Below are 16,847 nucleotides of genomic sequence, written 5' to 3' on the forward strand. Positions count from 1 at the left end.
CTCAACTCCCGCTCGCCGCGAAGCACGCGACGGGAAGGAGCCGCCCGCCGTTGCAGCACGCGCAGATTTCGTCGTCGCCGATCGCGATGTTCTCGAAGCGCGTCGCGAGATTCGCCTGCGCGTAGTCGCGCACGCGCTTTTCGATTGCGCGGTCGTAGTCGGGACGCACGTAATGGATGCCGCCCGTGGGCGTTGCGAGCAGCGTGCCGTCGCGCGCGATCAATTCACCATCTTTGAACACGAATGCGGGTGACGTGAACATGCGCTCGCGGTCGGCGTCATCGCGATACACGGCGATATCCGCCGCCGCGCCCGCGCCGAGATGACCGCGATCCTTCAAACCAAGCAGTTTCGCGGGACCGGCGCGCGTGATGATCGCGATGTCGTACAGCGAGAACTCGCGCGTGATTTCGCTCAAGGCGCTCGCGGTTTTGGCATCGGCGTGAAGCTTGTCGAGCTGTTCGTCGCGAAACGATTTGTCCATCAATAGGCGGATCAGATGTGGATAGCTCGTGAACGGCGCGCCGTTCGGATGATCGGTCGTCATCGACACGCGCCACGGGTCGTCGACGAGCAGAAAGATCTCCAGCCCGATGATCCATTGCAGCGCATTCACATGACTTTGCTCGCGATACTTGAACGGCACGATGCCGCAGCCCGCATCGCATTCGATATCGCCGAGCACCCATTTGCGCGGCCGGGCCATCGGCGCGTTCTTGAACTGCATCATCGTGTCGCCGGAAGCGGTGACCGTCTGGCCGAAGATGATCTGGCCGACATCGATGGTCACGTTGGGCCGCGCATTCACGGCTTCGGCGATCGCACGCGCGCCCGACGAGAACTTGCGCGGGCCTTCGGTGCCGTAGCTGTGGAACTGGATATGCGTCAGATGAATGGGCAGACCTTCGGCGGTATCCATCGTCCGTATCGTCGAATCGATGTTGCCCGGCACGCCCAGATTGCTCGCGTGCACATGCAGCGGATGCGGCACGCGCAGATCGGTGAGCGCGCGCGTGAGCGTCTTCAGCACGTCGCGCGGCGTGATGCCGTAGTGCACGTGCTTTTCATCGACATCGAGCGAACGCTGATTGAACTTGAACGCCGAGATGCCGCCCGGATTCACGACTTTCACGCCGAGCGCCTTGCTCGAATCGACCGTCCAGCCGACGTAATCGCGCAGGCGCTCGAAGTCTTCTTTCGCCGCGAGCATTTGCAGGAAGAGTTCGTCGTTGCCCATCATCACGTAGGCGCCGTGATCGATGATCGGCGTGTCGCCCATTTCCAGATGCGCGTGGCGCGCGTTCGACGCGATCATCGCCGGCTCGAACGCGGCCGTGTAGCCCATTTCCGCGTAGCGATAGCCGGCCGCGAGCGTGCCCGGCGCGCAGACGCCGCACGAGGGCAGGCGCATGTAGCGGCCTTCGTTCGGGCGATCGGGCACGGCGCGCGGATCGTCGCGATGATCTTCGGGCAAGAGCAGCCGCGACAGATTCGTCTTGCCGCCGCCGATATGCGAATGCAGGTCGATGCCGCCTGCCATCACGATCATGCCGCTCGCGTCGAAATCGTGTCCGATGCTTTCGTTCGAAGCATCATCGACGATGCGGCCTTCGCGGATATAGACGTCGCGCTTCACGCCGTCGACGCCGTTCGCCGGATCGTAGAGCGTGCCGCCTCGCAAGCGCGTGACGCTCATTGCGGCCTCCTTGCCTGCGCGAGCTGCGATGCGATCGACGCGACCGTCGGCAACGCTCTGTCGAGTGCGGCGGCGAGCGGCGCGACCACGGATGTATCGACGCGAAAGAGGTGTCCGCTGCTGTCGATGCCCGGCGTCGCGACGGGAATGAACACGGTCGGGGCTCGGCGTGCGGGAAGTGCCGTCGACGGATGGCCGAGGATGATGGCGGGCACGGTGTCATCGAGCGATGCGGGCAGTGGCTCGGGCGCGAAGCTCGAGATCCACACGAGCGCATCGATTTCATTGCGCTTCAAAAGCGTTTCCGTGCGATAGCGATGCGCATCGTGATCGAGCGGCAATCCATACGCGACGCGCGTGCGCAGCGGGAAGCCGGACAGCCATGTGATCGCCTGATTGACGGACAGCGCGCCGTCGTCGCCGGTCAGCGCGAGCGCGCCTGCGCGCGCGGTGCGGTTGATCGCCTTGACGATGCGTTGCAGCGCTTCGATCGCGAGCGCGGCGTGTTGCGTGGGCAGCGTCGAGGGCTCGTAGATGAAGGCGGTGTAGTGCGCCTTGTTGATGCGTTCGGTGAGCGTGATGAGTTCCGTTATGGCGATCGGGCGGCCGCCTTCGATGTGCGCGGACCAGAGCGCGAGCGTATCGAAGGGATCGGTGCCGGGCAGGATCGATTCGGCGTGAGGGCTGTTTGAATCGGCATCACATCCGACGAATACGATGCTTACGTCGCGCTCTTTCGCGATCACGCGCTCGTAGAAGCGCGGATAGCGCCGCGATGGCTCGCATGCGAACACGACGATGAGATCGGCTCGTGAGCGGATTTCGGAGAGCGTGGTGAAGAACGCGCCGCGGTCTTGCAGGGCGCGGTTGGTGTCGGCGAGTGTGTCGCCGTGCAGATGATCGAGGATTGCGCCGCAATGCGCCGCCAGTTCATAGAGCGCGCGCGCGCCGGCTACGTCGGTCGCGAGTCCGCCGAAGAGCGGCCGCCGTGCGGCTGACAGGATCGATCCGGCTTGCGAGAGCGCCGACGCGAGATCGGTGGCGTGACCGTCGATTGCGGCTGGGGTGTTTGCTTGCTTCAGATCGAAGCGGGCAAGTGATTCTGCCAGGCGCGGGCAGGCGGTGTGCGGTGCTGCGAGGCGCTGGTCTTCGGTACGCGCGAGCGTGATGTCGTCGCATAGCAGGGGGCAGAACGGACAGGTCCAGGTTGGTTCTGCTGACGCCTGTGGGTTCTTTGTTGTGGGGGAATCGTGCATGGCCATGCTTGGGAGCAAGGTTTATGCCGATTTTTTGGTTCTTTTGCCGGATCCCATATTCGCGTCGGTTTATTAGCGTTGCCCCTGTGCGGGGCGGCACCTACTTTCTTTGCTGCTGCAAAGAAAGTAGGCAAAGAAAGCAGCTTTCCCCAGCCTAAGCACTTCACACCGGCCGCGGCACAGGCGATCGACCTAATGGCCCCCAGAGTAGCGAGTGTTCTCGTAGGTCTAATCGGGCGTGGACCGCGCACGGTCTGCCGCCCGATAACGTTAAGCACGCTGGTTCAGCACGAAATAGCTTCGGCACAGCGCTTCGCGCTGCCGCGGGGTCTGTAAAGGAAACCTGCCGTGAGATAGAGACATCGGCAAAGAGGCACACGCAGACCCGGTCTTCCCGTCGGCCGCGAAGCGGGCTGGAGCTATTAGATGCTGAACCAGCGAGTTATGTGGTGCGACGAGTCAGACCGTGCGCGATCCAAGCCCGGTAAGACCTTTGGGGGCACTCGCTACTCTGGGGGCCATTAGGCGATCGCCTGTGCCGCGGCCGGTGTGAAGTGCTTAGGCTGGGGATAGCTGCTTTCTTTGCCTACTTTCTTTGCAGCAGCAAAGAAAGTAGGTGCCGCCCCGCACAGGGGCAACGCTAATAAACCGACACGATTCCGGGATCCGGCGAAAAAAAACTGCTCCGCATTGCAACACACTGTCACCCGTGCACCACGGGATGCAACAGGCCGGTGCCGAAGGACACCACGCCAACCCAAGCCCCAAAGCCCTTGGCACAAATATTGAGTTCAAGCCTCCGAAGAACCCCCGCCGGCCACATCGCGACGAATCAAAGTCCCATCGTGAATGGCGGAAGCAACGAGCCACGCAGCCGCGCCGCTGCCGGCGCAACGAACGAGATCGGCGTTATCGCGCACGCCTCCTGCGCCGATCAACGAGCGGGCACCGGCGAGCGCCTGGACGGAAGCAAAGGTAGAGAGATCGGGCCCGGCATTCGCGCCCACGTGATCGAGCGTCATCACGATCACCCGCGACGGCCACCACGCGCTCTCGACATGCGCCGAGCCAAGCGCGCGCCCTCCGCGATAGTCGAGCGACAGGATCGGTTCGAAGCCGCTCGCCGCGGCTTCGGCGATCGCGCCCATGTCGAGCAGCGTCTCGGTGCCGAACACGGGCACGATCTCGGCAGGCGTGGCCGATCGCGTCAGGCGCACGATGCGTTCGACCAGGGCGTGCATCGGCGAGAACGCGGTGAAGCCCGCGTCGAGCCAGATGCAAAAGCCGTCGCCGAGGGCATCGCAGAGGGCGGCGAGCGCGTGGTCGTGCGCGCCGCGCGAAAGAATCGCGCCCAGATCGGCGACGTACAACGTGCGCGCGCCAGTAGCATCGACGAGCGCGCGGGCGATCGCAACCGGATCGCTCGTCGCGCACAACGAAGACCGGATCGGCCGATAACGCGAACGCTCGCCGCGCACCGCGCGCACCGCGTGACCGTCGAGCAGATCGAGAACGGGTATCACCTGCATGGATGGCTTTCCTTTGACCAAGATCTTCGTATTCGAGTATCTCACCGGCGGCGGCATCGATCCGGACGCGGCAGGCGAAGGCAGCCTCGCCGACCTCTCCGCGCTGATCGTCGAAGGCCGCGTGATGCGCGACGCCATCGCCGCCGATCTGCGCGCGCTGCCGGGCATCGGCGTGACCGTCGCGAGCTCGCGCTTCGAACAGACCGGCGACGATGCCGGGTTCGTGCGCGCGCAGCCGGGCGAGCCGGTCACGGCCTTCGTCGCCCGCATGGCGCGCGAGCATGACTATGCCTGCATCGTCGCGCCCGAATGCGACGGCCTGCTGCTCAAGCTCCACGATGCCGTCGGCCAGGCGCGCTGGCTCGGCTGCGCGAAGGAAGCAATCCGCGCGGCATCGAGCAAGAGCGCGACGGCCGCGTGCCTCGCCGCGCGCAGCATTCCCGCGACGCCCGCGCTCGAACCGGACCACGCGACGGCCGGCCTCGGACGCCGCTGGGTCGTCAAGCCCGACGACGGCGCGGGCGGCCTCGACACCTACGTCTACGACGATCTCGCCGCCGCGCGCGCGGAGTACGAAACGCGCGCGGCGGCGGGCCGCAATCCCGTGCTGCAGGAGTGGATCGATGGCGAGCCGCTGAGTCTGTCGCTCATCTGCCGCGAACGGCTCGCGCGGCTCGTCAGCATCAACCGGCAGCGCATCGGCCTGTCGGATGCGGCGGGCTCCGGGCGGCGCGAGCGCATCGTGCAGTTCGACGGCGTCGACGTCGATCGCATCGACCGGCATGGTCCGCAAGGACGCGCGCTCGAGCGGCTCGCGCTGCGCGTCGCAGAGGCGTTTCCGGGCTTGCGCGGTTTCGTCGGCATCGATGTCGTGTGGCATCACGAGCGCGGTCCGGTCGTGATCGAGGTGAATCCGCGCCTGACGGTCGCGTATGCGGAACTCAGCCGGCGCGGCGGGAAAAATCTCGCGGCGGAGCTGCTCGCCGCGCATCGCGTGCCCGGCTTCGACGGCGATGCCGGATTGCTGCGCGCGGTTGGCGGAGCGTCGTCATGACGTCATCGCCGGTTTCCGGCGAAGCGCCCGTGTTCGGCTGGGACGTGGGCGGCGCGCACGTCAAGGTATCGGTGACGACGCGCGCGGGCGTGCTCGCCGACGTCGCGCAATGGGCGTGTCCGTTGTGGCAGGGCATCGCGCATCTGGAGCGCGTGATCGACGCCGTGTTCGAGCGCTGGCCCGGCGCCGCCGATGCAACCGCGCGTCACGCCGTCACGATGACGGGCGAGATGGTCGATCTGTTCGGCGATCGTGCGCAAGGCGTTCGCACGCTCACGCGCGTGCTGGCGCAACGGCTCGGGCCGCGCACGATGTTCTTCGCGGGCGGGAACGAACAAGGCGGCTGGCTCGCGCGCTCGGCCTGCGCGGACGGCTGGCGCAAGGTGGCATCGGCCAACTGGCTCGCGACTGCGCAGTGGGTCGCGACGTGCGTGCCCGATGCGGTGCTCGTCGATATCGGCAGCACGACCACCGACATCATTCCGATCGTCGGCGGACGCGTCATCGCGCGCGGTTCGAACGATGCCGAGCGGCTCATCACCGGCGAGCTCGTCTATCAGGGCGTCGTGCGCACGCCGTTGTGCGGGGTGGCGCACCGCATCGTGTTTCGTGGCGAGACGGCGGGCGTGATGAACGAATGGTTCGCGACGACCGCGGATGTCTATCGTCTGACGGGCGAATTGTGGCCGGAGCACGACCAGCATCCGAGCGCCGACAACGGGCCGAAGACCGAAGCCGCGAGCCGTGCGCGCATTGCGCGGATGATCGGCCGCGACGCCGCCGATGCGAGCGATGGCGAATGGCGGCGTTTCGCGCAGACCTGGCGGCACGAGCAGTTGCGCGCGCTCGAGACGAATCTGGCGCGCGTGAGCGCGCAGGACGCGGCGCTTGCGGCGGCGCCGATCATCGGCGCGGGATGCGGGCGGTTTCTGGCGGCGGCGCTCGCGCGGCAGGAGGCGCGCGGCTATATCGACTTTGCGCGGCTCGCGGGCGTGCCGGGCGATGACGCGACGCGTGCCGAATGGGTATCGACGTGTGCGCCGAGCGTGGCGGTGGCGTTGCTGGCGGCGACGGCGGGCACGAATCGAGCGATGGGCGACGAAGCATCGCCGCGTGCGGCGTGATGGCGTGTGCGAGAAAGTCAGCGGTATGGAACCGGGTGCGTGGCCCGGCGGCATGATCGAACGAGGACAAGAACCATGTGGGTGGTGAAGATCGGGGGTAGCCTCGGTCACGACCCGGCGCTGCGCGAATGGTTGACGCGGCTTTGGGAAGTGGGCGGAGGGCGCGTCGTGATCGTGCCGGGCGGTGGCGATTTTGCGGACGCGGTGCGGCAGTATCAGTGTGAATGGCGATTCGACGACCTTGCCGCGCACAACATGTGTCTGCTCGCGATGGCGCAATACGCGATTCTGATGCAGGGCGTGGTGCCCGAGCTCGTGCTGGCGTCGAATGAGAATCGCATTCGGCGTGCGTTGCGGGATGGGCGCGTTGCGGTTTGGGTGCCGACGGATTTGATGCGTGCGACGCCGGATTCGATGACCAACTGGGATACCACTTCGGATTCGCTTGCAGCGTGGCTTTCATCTTCGCTCAATGCCGAGCGGTTGATGATCGTTAAGTCTTGTGAGGTCGATGGCGATGCGTCGGTTGAATCGCTCGCCGCGAAGGGCGTTCTGGATCGACGGTTTCCTGCTTATGTGCGGGATGCGAATTATTTGGTTGAGGTTTTTAATAAGGGCGATGCCTTGGTTATGAGGGATCGGTTGCTTAATGTGGCGGTATAAGCTTTTTTTCGCTGGATCCCGAAACCGGGATCCGGCGATATAAAAAAACTCAAACAACGACCGCAGCCCGCAACGCTTGCACCCATTTCTCGACGCGCACAGGATCGAGCCTGCCCATGCGTCCATGAGGCCCATCACAAAGCGCCCCCCGAAACCCCGCAATATCCGGCGCCACCATCCGAATGGAATCGAGATCGCCCCAACCCAAAGACCCGGCGACGGCAGTCATGATCCCCCGAGAACGAGCATCGGCCACGCAGTAAACCAAATCCCCCACATCGACACAATCGAACAACGTGCGCCCGTTCTTGTTCGCGGTATCGAACACGATACCCACAAACCCCAACCGCGCGGCGAGCGCAAAAAGCTTCCGATCGATGCCATCGTCCGACAACAACACCGGCACCACGGCAGCCGGCAAGCCAGCGAGATGCCGCAGACAAACCGAAGCCGCGACGCCAGGCGAAACACCCACCTTCACATAATCGACGCCCGTGGCAGCAACATCGAGCACGCGAGAAGTGATCTCATCGAGCGCATCGTTAGGGAAATCGCCGATGGTCGCGCTGATCGGCCGCACCGCATACCGCGCGCGCAACTCGCGCACGATCCGCGCGATGTCCCCGATCGCGACACCCCCGAGCGCGCCCGCACTCGGTTCCTTCAGGTCGATCAGATCGGCGCCCGCGTTCGCGGCATCGAATGCTTCATCGGCCGAGCGGACGCTCGCGAGCAATGCGGTCATCGTCGAAACTCCAGAGGGATGCTACGAATGAAGCGCTTTCGCGCGATGCGCTTCGATGGCCTGCAACAGCCATTGCCAGGCTTCGCGCTCGGCATCGCCAGCGGTCTTGTCGATCGCAATGCGCAGATAGGCAATCTCGCTGTCCACCTTTTCGGGCGGCAACATGAAAAGCCGGCTCACCAGAATCGCACCTTCGACGACCGCCGCCTGCGCGCGATTGAAGCCCGCGAAAGGCGCATGCGTCTCGCGATGGACACACTCCATGCGCAGTGTCGGACGCGTTTCGTCATCGAGAATTTCGAAGAGACGCAGTTCGGTATGCGCGAGCGTCGTTGCGAGCCGCACGCTCGGCACCGTGCTCGCGACGACCGTCGGCCAGTCGCGCGCATAGCCCGTCACGCATCCGGCGAACACGCGCACGTCCGTCGTGAAGTTGAGGACGGCGCTCTTCGTCTCGATGACGTTATCGAGCGTCGTCGACGGGCGAAACGGCGCGAGGATCGCGAAGCCTTCTTCGAAGCGCACGCCCATCGGCGCGATATGCGCCCGGCCTTCGCGATCCGCAGTCGTCACGATGGTCTCGTAAATCATAGGGTCGGCGCATGAATTCGAGCCGCACGAAAAAGCCGCACAGACGATGCATCGCGGCTTCGTGCGGGTTCGATCCGCGTTTAGCGGGTCGCGATATACATCGTGATTTCAAAACCAAAACGCATATCGGTGAAGCTAGGCGTGGTCCATTGCATGCGCGTTCCTCCATGTGAGTTGGGTTGCAGCCTCGATAACCGCTTCAATGATTTGCCGATGCGGACGAATCCGCAAGGCGGCCGGGAGGGGGCCGGCTCTTCGACGATGCAAGCGTCATGCCAGTGACATGGAGCGGATGCCGAATAGCGCCGATGCCCCGCCACGCGCACCGACTGTGACGGAATCAGAGCAAAGTGTCCCATCCATAGACGATAACCGCATCAGGGCTAACACCCAATAAGGCATCGCTTAAGGCCGGGCAAGAAATTCGTGAATTCCTTTCCTTGCGACCAGTGCTTACTCTGCAATGACAGCAGGGGCAGCACATGCAATGTCTCACTCATCTCACTGTCGAGGAAACGGAATGAACGATTTCAGCAAGGCCGCCATCGACGCGGCGCGCAATCCGTCCGATCCGCGCTCGCGCTATGCGGCCGGCGTCATGAAGTACCGCGAGATGGGCTATTGGCAGCCCGATTACACGCCGAAGGATACGGACGTCATCGCGCTCTTTCGCATCACGCCGCAAGCAGGCGTCGAGCCGGAGGAAGCGGCGGCGGCCGTCGCCGGCGAATCGTCGACGGCGACCTGGACCGTCGTATGGACCGACCGTCTCACCGCGTGCGATATGTACCGCGCGAAGGCGTATCGCGTCGAGCCGGTGCCGAATCAACGCGCCGACGAACCGCAGTACTTCGCTTACATCGCTTACGAACTCGATCTCTTCGAGGAAGCTTCCGTTGCCAATCTCACGGCGTCGATCATCGGCAATGTGTTCGGCTTCAAGCCGTTGAAGGCGTTGCGTCTCGAGGACATGCGCATTCCCGTCGCGTATCTGAAGACGTTTCAGGGACCGCCGACGGGCATCATCGTAGAACGTGAACGGCTCGATAAATACGGCCGCCCGCTGCTCGGTGCGACGGTGAAGCCGAAGCTCGGCTTGTCGGGCAAGAACTACGGACGTGTCGTGTATGAAGGGCTGAAAGGCGGTCTCGACTTTCTGAAGGACGATGAGAACATCAACTCGCAGGCTTTCATGCACTGGCGCGACCGCTATCTCTTCGCGATGGAAGCGGTGAGCCGCGCGCAAGCCGAAACGGGCGAAGTGAAGGGCCATTACCTGAACGTGACGGCCGGCACGATGGAAGACATGTACGAGCGCGCGGAATTCGCGAAGGAGCTTGGCTCGTGCATCGTGATGATCGATCTCGTGATCGGCTGGACGGCGATTCAGTCGATGTCGACGTGGGCGCGGCGCAATGACATGATTCTGCATTTGCATCGCGCGGGGCATGGGACTTATACGCGGCAGCGTAATCATGGCATTTCGTTTCGCGTGATCGCGAAGTGGCTGCGGATGGCGGGTGTGGATCATGCCCATGCGGGCACGGCTGTCGGCAAGCTCGAAGGCGATCCTTTGTCGGTGCAGGGGTATTACAACGTGTGCCGTGAGGCGCGTAATGAAGTCGACCTGTCGCGGGGGATTTTCTTCGACCAGCCTTGGGCGGGACTGCGCAAGGTTATGCCGGTGGCATCGGGTGGCATTCATGCCGGGCAGATGCATCAGCTGCTCGATCTCTTCGGCGATGACTGCATTCTGCAATTCGGCGGTGGGACGATCGGGCATCCACAGGGTATCCAGGCCGGTGCGACGGCCAATCGCGTCGCGCTCGAAGCGATGGTCAAGGCTCGGAATGAAGGGCGCGATATTGTCAATGAAGGGTTGGATATTTTGGATGCCGCAGCGCGGGGTTGTACGCCTTTGAAGCTGGCGCTCGATACCTGGCGTGATGTCACGTTTAACTATGCTTCTACGGATACGCCGGATTTTGCTGTTACGCCTAGTGTGGCGGTTTGAGGTTTTTGGTTTTGATTTTCGCCGGATCCCGTATTGGTGTTGGTCTATTAGCTTCGCCCCTATGCGGGGCAGCAGTCACTTTCTTTGCTGCTGCAAAGAAAGTAACCAAAGAAACAGCTATCCCCAGCCTAAGCACTTCACACCGGCCGCGGCACAGGCGATTGGCTGAATGGAACCCAGAGTAGCGAGTGTTCCCGCAAAACTCGCGCGGCGTGGATCGCGCACGGTCTGACAAACCATAACTTCAAGAACGCCGGTTCAGCACGAAATAGCTCCGGCACAGCGCTACGCGCTGCCGCCCGGTCTGCAAGGGAAACCGACTAGCCACAGATGCAATGAGATAGAGACTTAAGCAAAGAGGCACGCGCAGACCCGCGTGACCCGTCGGCCGCGAAGCGGGCTGGAGCTATTAGATGCTGAACCAGCAAGTTATGTGGTGCGACGAGTCAGACCGTGCGCGATCCAAGCCCGATTAGACCTTTGGGGGCACTCGCTACTGCCGGACCACGAGAGTAGTTCTGTGCCGGGGCCGGTGTGAAGTACTTTGGATGGGGATAGCTGTTTCTTTGGTTACTTTCTTTGCAGCAGCAAAGAAAGTGACTGCCGCCCCGCACAGGGGCAGAGCAAAACGACCGACATGAAAGCAGGATTTCACGCAATCCCAGGACAACCTAAGGATATCGAAATGCAAATAACCCAAGGCACATTTTCATTCCTTCCCCCCCTCACCGATGAAGAGATCTCATCACAAATCAGCTATGCATTGGACCAAGGCTGGTCCTGCTCAGTCGAACACACCGACGATCCCCATCCAAGGAATACGTATTGGGAAATGTGGGGCCTCCCCATGTTCGACCTCCACGATGCTGCCGGCGTGCTGATGGAAGTGAACGAATGCCGCAAGACATACCCGAACCACTACATCAAGGTGAACGCCTTCGACTCGGTGCGCGGTTTCGAAACCATGCGTCTCTCGTTCATCGTGAACAGGCCGGAAGAAGAAAAAGGCTTCCGCCTGGAACGACAAGACGACAAAAGCCGCATCCAGCGCTACGCGATCCGCACCTACGCCACCGATCGCCCGAGCGGCGAGCGCTATTGATGGGGAGCCAAGACCATGAGCGCCGAAGCCATGCTCGAAGCAACCGTCGAAGCAACCCAAGCCGACCTGATGGCGCTCTACCACGAATCGCGCATCGGCGAAGTGCTCGCGGAGCTGGACCGCGATCTCATCGGGCTCGCGCCGGTCAAAACGCGTATCCGCGAGATCGCCGCGCATCTGCTCGTGGAACGCGCTCGCGAGACGCTCGGCATCGCCTCGGGTGCGCCCACGCTGCACATGTGCTTCTCGGGCAATCCCGGAACCGGAAAGACCACTGTCGCGCTGCGCATGGCGCAAGTGCTGCACCGGCTGGGCTATATCCGGCGCAATCATCTCGTCTCGGTGACGCGCGACGATCTCGTCGGCCAATACATCGGCCATACCGCGCCCAAAACGCGCGAAGTGCTCAAGCGTGCAATGGGCGGCGTGCTCTTCATCGACGAGGCTTATTACCTGTATCGACCGGAGAACGAACGCGACTACGGGCAGGAAGCGATTGAAATCCTGCTGCAAACGATGGAGAACCAGCGCGACGATCTCGTCGTGATCCTCGCAGGCTACGAAGCGCGCATGGAAACGTTCTTTCACAGCAATCCCGGCTTTCGCTCTCGCATCGCGCATCACCTCGCGTTTCCGGACTATGCGCCCGGCGAACTCCTGCAAATCGCCGAGCACATGCTGACCGATATGCACTACCGCTTCGATGACGACGCGCGCCGCGCCTTCGAAGAGTATCTCGCGCGCCGCATCAGACAGCCCAATTTCGCCAATGCGCGCTCGGTGCGCAATGCGCTCGACCGCGCACGGCTGCGTCAGGCGAATCGTCTTTTCGCGGCGGCGGAACGTGGCAGCGGCGTCGCCGATGCGAACGCACTCATGCAACTCGACGCCAGCGATATCCGCGCGAGCCGCGTGTTCACCGATTCATAACGCCCGAAGGAGAACGCGATGCAGGATGGACGCACGACCTTATCGAAGTTCCTGATCGATACGCTGGACCGCAAGCCCGGCCCGGAAGCGGCGAGCGGCCTCTCCGCGCTGCTGATCGACGTAGCCGCGTCGATCAAGACGATCGCCGCCGCATTGACGCGCGGCGCGCTCGGCGGACAGCACGGCTCGGCGCAGTCGATCAACACGCACGGCGAGCAACAGAAGAAGCTCGACCTCGTGACCAACGACATCTTCGTGCAGCATTGCGAATGGGACGGCCTGCTCGCGGGCATGGTGTCCGAGGAAATGGACGATGTCTATGCGATTCCCGAGCCGTATCCGCGCGGCGACTATCTGCTCGCGTTCGATCCGCTCGACGGTTCTTCGAACATCGATATCAACGGCGTCGTCGGTTCGATCTTCTCCGTGCTGAGACGCGCCAGCGATGAAAGCGACGCACCCGACGAAGCATCGTTTCTGCGTCCGGGCCGCGAACAGGTCGCGGCGGGTTACGCGATCTACGGTCCATCGACGATGCTCGTGCTCTCCGTCGGCAACGGCACGCACGGCTTCACGCTGGAACGCGATGTCGGCAACTTCGTGCTCACGCATTCCGATATCCGCGTCCCCGAGGACTCGTGCGAGTTCGCGATCAATGCATCGAACGAACGCTTCTGGGAACCGCCCGTGCGCCGCTATGTGCAGGAATGCAAGGACGGCCGCACCGGCTGCCGGGCGCAGGACTTCAACATGCGCTGGATCGCGTCGATGGTCGCGGAAGTGCATCGCATCCTGATGCGCGGCGGCGTGTTCATGTATCCGCGCGATTTCAAAACACCCGAGATGGAAGGGCGTCTGCGTCTGCTTTACGAAGCAAGTCCGATGAGTTTCATCGTCGAACAGGCGGGCGGAATGTCGATCACGGGACGCGAGCGCATTCTCGATCTCGAGCCCAAGGCACTGCATCAACGCGTGCCGGTGATTCTCGGCTCGCGCAATGAAGTCGCGCGCATTCAGCGGTATCACGGCGAATACGATCGCGGCGAGGACAAGCCGTTCTCGTCGCCTTTGTTCAAGGAACGTTCGCTGTTTTTGCCGGAGACGGAAGCATAGGTTCACGTCTGAAAACTGCGCTCACTACATAAACCTAGATGGGAGGCAAGCGCATGTCAGTCAAACATCCGATCGTCGCGGTGACCGGCTCCAGCGGCGCGGGCACCACTACCGTCATGAAGAGCTTCACGCATATCTTCCGGCGTGAAAAGATCAACGCGCAGATCGTCGAAGGGGATGCGTTTCATCGCTACGACCGGCTCGGCATGCGCGAGGCGATGAAGCAAAGCGAGCGCGATGGCCTCGTCAACTTCAGCCACTTCGGGCCCGAAGCGAACCTGCTCGCGGAGCTCGAAAGCCTGTTCGCAAGTTATGGCGAAACGGGCGGCGGCCAGTTCCGCCATTACGTGCACGACGAAGGCGAGGCCGCGCACTACAAGCAGGATGCGGGCACGTTCACGCCGTGGGAAGACATCGCGTCCGGCACCGACATGATGTTCTATGAAGGCCTGCACGGCGCGGCTGTCACGGAGAAAGTCGACATCGCGCGTCATGCGGATCTGCTCGTCGGCGTCGTGCCGATCATCAATCTCGAATGGATCCAGAAGCTGCATCGCGATCAGACGATGCGCGGTTATTCGCACGAAGCGGTCGTCGATACGATCCTGCGCCGCATGCCCGATTACGTGAACTACATCTGCCCGCAGTTCTCGCGCACGCATGTGAATTTTCAGCGCGTGCCGACCGTGGATACCTCGAATCCATTCACCGCGCGCGAGATTCCGCAGCCCGACGAGAGCTTCGTCGTGATTCGTTTCACGAAGCCGAAGGGCATCGACTTTCCGTATCTGCTGACGATGCTGCATGACTCGTTCATGTCGCGGCCCAACGTGATCGTCGTGCCCGGCGGCAAGATGGGTCTCGCGATGCAGCTCATCTTCACGCCGATGATTCTGCAATTGCGCGACCGCCGCGCACGCGCTTAGAAAGGTTTCTCACATCGCATCAAAGGAGGCATTTATGAATGCCGTCGCTGAAGTCTTGCCCAGGCATCATCGCTCACCCGATACCCGACAGATGGCGAACGCGTTGCGCATGCTCGCCGTCGATGCGGTCAGTCGGGCGAACTCCGGTCATCCCGGCATGCCGATGGGCATGGCGGAGATCGCGGTCGCGCTGTGGGGCCGTCATCTGAAGCACAATCCCGCCGATCCCGACTGGCCGGACCGCGATCGCTTCGTCATGTCGAACGGTCATGGATCAATGCTGATCTATGCGCTGTTGCATCTGACCGGCTATGACCTTTCGATCGATGAAATCAAACGCTTCCGGCAAATGGGCAGCAAGACGCCGGGGCATCCCGAAGTCGGCGTGACGCCCGGCGTCGAAACGACGACCGGCCCGCTCGGGCAAGGCTTGACGAACGCGGTCGGCATGGCGCTCGCTGAAGCGTTGCTCGCGCGCGAGTTCAATCGACCGGGGCATGAGATCGTCGATCATCGCACGTATGTCTTTGTGGGCGATGGCTGTCTGATGGAAGGCGTATCGCACGAGGCAGCGTCGCTTGCGGGCACGTTGCGGCTCGGCAAGCTCACCGTGCTCTACGACGACAACGGCATTTCGATCGATGGACACGTCGACGGCTGGTTCACCGACGACACGCCGAAGCGTTTCGAAGCCTACGGCTGGCACGTGGTGCGCGCGGTGGACGGCCACGATGTCGATGACGTGTCGCGCGCATTGCAGGAAGCGCGCGAGTCGGATCGCCCGACGCTCATCTGCTGCAAGACCGTGATCGGCCAGGGCGCGCCCACGATGGCCGGCACGCACGACGTCCACGGCGCGCCGCTTCCCGCCAATGAGATCGACGCCGCGCGCCGCGCGCTCGACTGGACGCACGCGCCGTTCGAGATTCCGTCATCGGTTCGCGCGCTGTGGGACGCACGCGAGGCGGGTGCTGCCGTGCAGGAAATCTGGCGTCGCCGCATGGACGCGTATCGGCGCGTGTTTCCGAACGAGGCCGCGGAGTTCGAGCGGCGCGTGCGTGGCGCGCTGCCCGCGAACTGGCGCGACATGGCGCACGCGCTCGTGCACGACGCGAACCGCGCGCGGCAGTCGGTCGCGACACGCAAGGCGTCGCAACTCGCTATCGAAGGCCTCGCGCGCGCGTTACCCGAACTGCTCGGCGGTTCGGCCGACCTGACCGGCTCGAATCTCACGCGCTGGAAAGATGCGGTGGACGTGTCGGCATCGGCGGAGAAGGGCAATTACATCCACTTCGGCGTGCGCGAGTTCGGCATGAGCGCGGTGCTGAACGGTATCGCGCTGCATCGCGGTTATCTGCCGTTTGGCGGGACCTTTCTCACGTTCTCCGATTATTCGCGCAACGCGCTGCGCATGGCCGCGCAGATGAAGACGCGCACGGTCTTCGTTTTCACGCACGATTCGATCGGACTCGGCGAGGATGGCCCGACGCATCAGCCGGTCGAGCATGCCGCGAGCCTGCGCATGATTCCGGGCCTCGATGTCTGGCGTCCGTGCGACACCGTCGAGACGATGCAGGCGTGGGTGAGCGCCATCGACCGCGACCGGGCTTCGTGTCTCTTGCTGTCGCGTCAGAACCTGCCCTTCGTGCCGCGCGACGAAGCGCAGATCGACGCGATCGAGCGCGGCGGCTACGTGCTCGCCGATTGGCCGTCGACGTGCGAGCGCGATGCGCGCCGCGTCGTGCTCATCGCGACCGGTTCGGAAGTCGCGCTCGCGCTCGCGGCGGTCGCGCCGCTCAAGGAAGAGGGCATTCTCGCCCGCGTGGTGTCGATGCCGTCGACCACCGTGTTCGATCGTCAATGCAACGCGTGGCGCGATCGCGTGTTGCCCGAAGGCGTGCCGCGCGTCGCGATCGAAGCGGGCGTGACGTCGTTCTGGCGGCAATACGTCGGGCTGAATGGCGGCGTGATCGGCATCGACCGATTCGGGGAATCTGCGCCCGCGAGCGATTTGTTCGCGCACTTCGGCGTGACGACCGACGCGCTCGTCGATGCAGCGCGCCGCGTGGCCGCCTGAACTTTCGCTAATGGCATGGAGACATCA

15 protein-coding genes are annotated in these 16,847 nt (G+C 63.2%); 9 read left to right on the top strand and 6 right to left on the bottom strand.

Going from position 1 to position 16,847, the window contains the following annotated elements:
• Nucleotide 1: 1 nt before the first annotated feature.
• From AWB75_RS20105 to AWB75_RS20115, 3 genes are all read right to left on the bottom strand, one after another.
• Entirely contained in the window at nucleotides 2–1,696 is a 1,695-nt protein-coding gene (locus AWB75_RS20105; RefSeq protein WP_061125834.1) for a formylmethanofuran dehydrogenase subunit A, read from the bottom strand.
• The gene (locus tag AWB75_RS20110) at nucleotides 1,693–2,952 is read right to left on the bottom strand and encodes a molybdopterin-binding domain-containing protein (RefSeq protein WP_061125878.1); all 1,260 of its coding nucleotides are present in this window, start codon (nucleotides 2,950–2,952) and stop codon (nucleotides 1,693–1,695) included. The genes AWB75_RS20105 and AWB75_RS20110 overlap by 4 nt, the downstream gene beginning before the upstream one ends.
• Before the next feature lie 791 nt (nucleotides 2,953–3,743).
• Entirely contained in the window at nucleotides 3,744–4,481 is a 738-nt protein-coding gene (locus tag AWB75_RS20115; protein WP_061125835.1) for a HisA/HisF-related TIM barrel protein, read from the bottom strand.
• Nucleotides 4,482–4,494: 13 nt separating this feature from the next.
• Here AWB75_RS20115 and AWB75_RS20120 point away from each other — a divergent pair, with 13 nt between their 5' ends.
• The 3 genes from AWB75_RS20120 (at nucleotide 4,495) to AWB75_RS20130 (ending at nucleotide 7,322) form a co-directional block, all read left to right on the top strand.
• A complete protein-coding gene (locus AWB75_RS20120; RefSeq protein WP_061125879.1) occupies nucleotides 4,495–5,535 on the top strand; it encodes an ATP-grasp domain-containing protein in 1,041 nt (346 codons plus the stop codon).
• Nucleotides 5,532–6,659, top strand: a complete 1,128-nt coding sequence (locus tag AWB75_RS20125) for a hydantoinase/oxoprolinase family protein (RefSeq protein ID WP_061125836.1) — start codon at nucleotides 5,532–5,534, stop codon at nucleotides 6,657–6,659. The genes AWB75_RS20120 and AWB75_RS20125 overlap by 4 nt, the downstream gene beginning before the upstream one ends.
• A 75-nt stretch (nucleotides 6,660–6,734) precedes the next feature.
• Nucleotides 6,735–7,322 (top strand): amino acid kinase family protein, encoded by a 588-nt coding sequence (locus tag AWB75_RS20130; RefSeq protein WP_061125837.1) that lies wholly within the window; start codon nucleotides 6,735–6,737, stop codon nucleotides 7,320–7,322.
• Between the two features lie 49 nt (nucleotides 7,323–7,371).
• Here the strand turns inward: AWB75_RS20130 and AWB75_RS20135 are convergent, their stop codons facing one another.
• The 3 genes from AWB75_RS20135 to pqqA all read right to left on the bottom strand — a co-directional run bounded on the left by AWB75_RS20135 (nucleotide 7,372) and on the right by pqqA (nucleotide 8,813).
• Nucleotides 7,372–8,067 (bottom strand): (5-formylfuran-3-yl)methyl phosphate synthase, encoded by a 696-nt coding sequence (locus AWB75_RS20135; RefSeq protein WP_061125838.1) that lies wholly within the window; start codon nucleotides 8,065–8,067, stop codon nucleotides 7,372–7,374.
• 21 nt (nucleotides 8,068–8,088) lie between these two features.
• Nucleotides 8,089–8,658: a DUF447 domain-containing protein gene (locus AWB75_RS20140; protein ID WP_061125839.1), complete on the bottom strand. Its 570-nt coding sequence runs from the start codon at nucleotides 8,656–8,658 to the stop codon at nucleotides 8,089–8,091.
• An 80-nt stretch (nucleotides 8,659–8,738) separates the two neighbouring features.
• Nucleotides 8,739–8,813, bottom strand: a complete 75-nt coding sequence (pqqA, locus tag AWB75_RS39185) for a pyrroloquinoline quinone precursor peptide PqqA (RefSeq protein WP_008354335.1) — start codon at nucleotides 8,811–8,813, stop codon at nucleotides 8,739–8,741.
• Nucleotides 8,814–9,178: 365 nt separating this feature from the next.
• Here pqqA and AWB75_RS20150 point away from each other — a divergent pair, with 365 nt between their 5' ends.
• The 6 genes from AWB75_RS20150 to tkt all read left to right on the top strand — a co-directional run bounded on the left by AWB75_RS20150 (nucleotide 9,179) and on the right by tkt (nucleotide 16,820).
• Entirely contained in the window at nucleotides 9,179–10,672 is a 1,494-nt protein-coding gene (locus AWB75_RS20150) for a form I ribulose bisphosphate carboxylase large subunit (RefSeq protein WP_061125840.1), read from the top strand.
• A 685-nt stretch (nucleotides 10,673–11,357) separates the two neighbouring features.
• Nucleotides 11,358–11,774, top strand: a complete 417-nt coding sequence (locus tag AWB75_RS20155) for a ribulose bisphosphate carboxylase small subunit (RefSeq protein ID WP_061125841.1) — start codon at nucleotides 11,358–11,360, stop codon at nucleotides 11,772–11,774.
• A gap of 15 nt (nucleotides 11,775–11,789) precedes the next feature.
• On the top strand, nucleotides 11,790–12,704 hold the full coding sequence (gene cbbX / locus AWB75_RS20160) for a CbbX protein (protein ID WP_061125842.1): 915 nt from the start codon (nucleotides 11,790–11,792) through the stop codon (nucleotides 12,702–12,704).
• Nucleotides 12,705–12,722: 18 nt separating this feature from the next.
• The gene (locus AWB75_RS20165; RefSeq protein WP_061125843.1) at nucleotides 12,723–13,817 is read left to right on the top strand and encodes a class 1 fructose-bisphosphatase; all 1,095 of its coding nucleotides are present in this window, start codon (nucleotides 12,723–12,725) and stop codon (nucleotides 13,815–13,817) included.
• Nucleotides 13,818–13,870: 53 nt separating this feature from the next.
• Nucleotides 13,871–14,743: a phosphoribulokinase gene (locus AWB75_RS20170; RefSeq protein WP_061125880.1), complete on the top strand. Its 873-nt coding sequence runs from the start codon at nucleotides 13,871–13,873 to the stop codon at nucleotides 14,741–14,743.
• A 34-nt stretch (nucleotides 14,744–14,777) separates the two neighbouring features.
• Nucleotides 14,778–16,820 (top strand): transketolase, encoded by a 2,043-nt coding sequence (tkt, locus tag AWB75_RS20175; protein ID WP_061125844.1) that lies wholly within the window; start codon nucleotides 14,778–14,780, stop codon nucleotides 16,818–16,820.
• Nucleotides 16,821–16,847 lie beyond the last annotated feature (27 nt).

Origin of the sequence: Caballeronia catudaia (genome assembly GCF_001544755.2) — a bacterium.
In the GTDB taxonomy this organism is placed as follows: domain Bacteria; phylum Pseudomonadota; class Gammaproteobacteria; order Burkholderiales; family Burkholderiaceae; genus Caballeronia; species Caballeronia catudaia.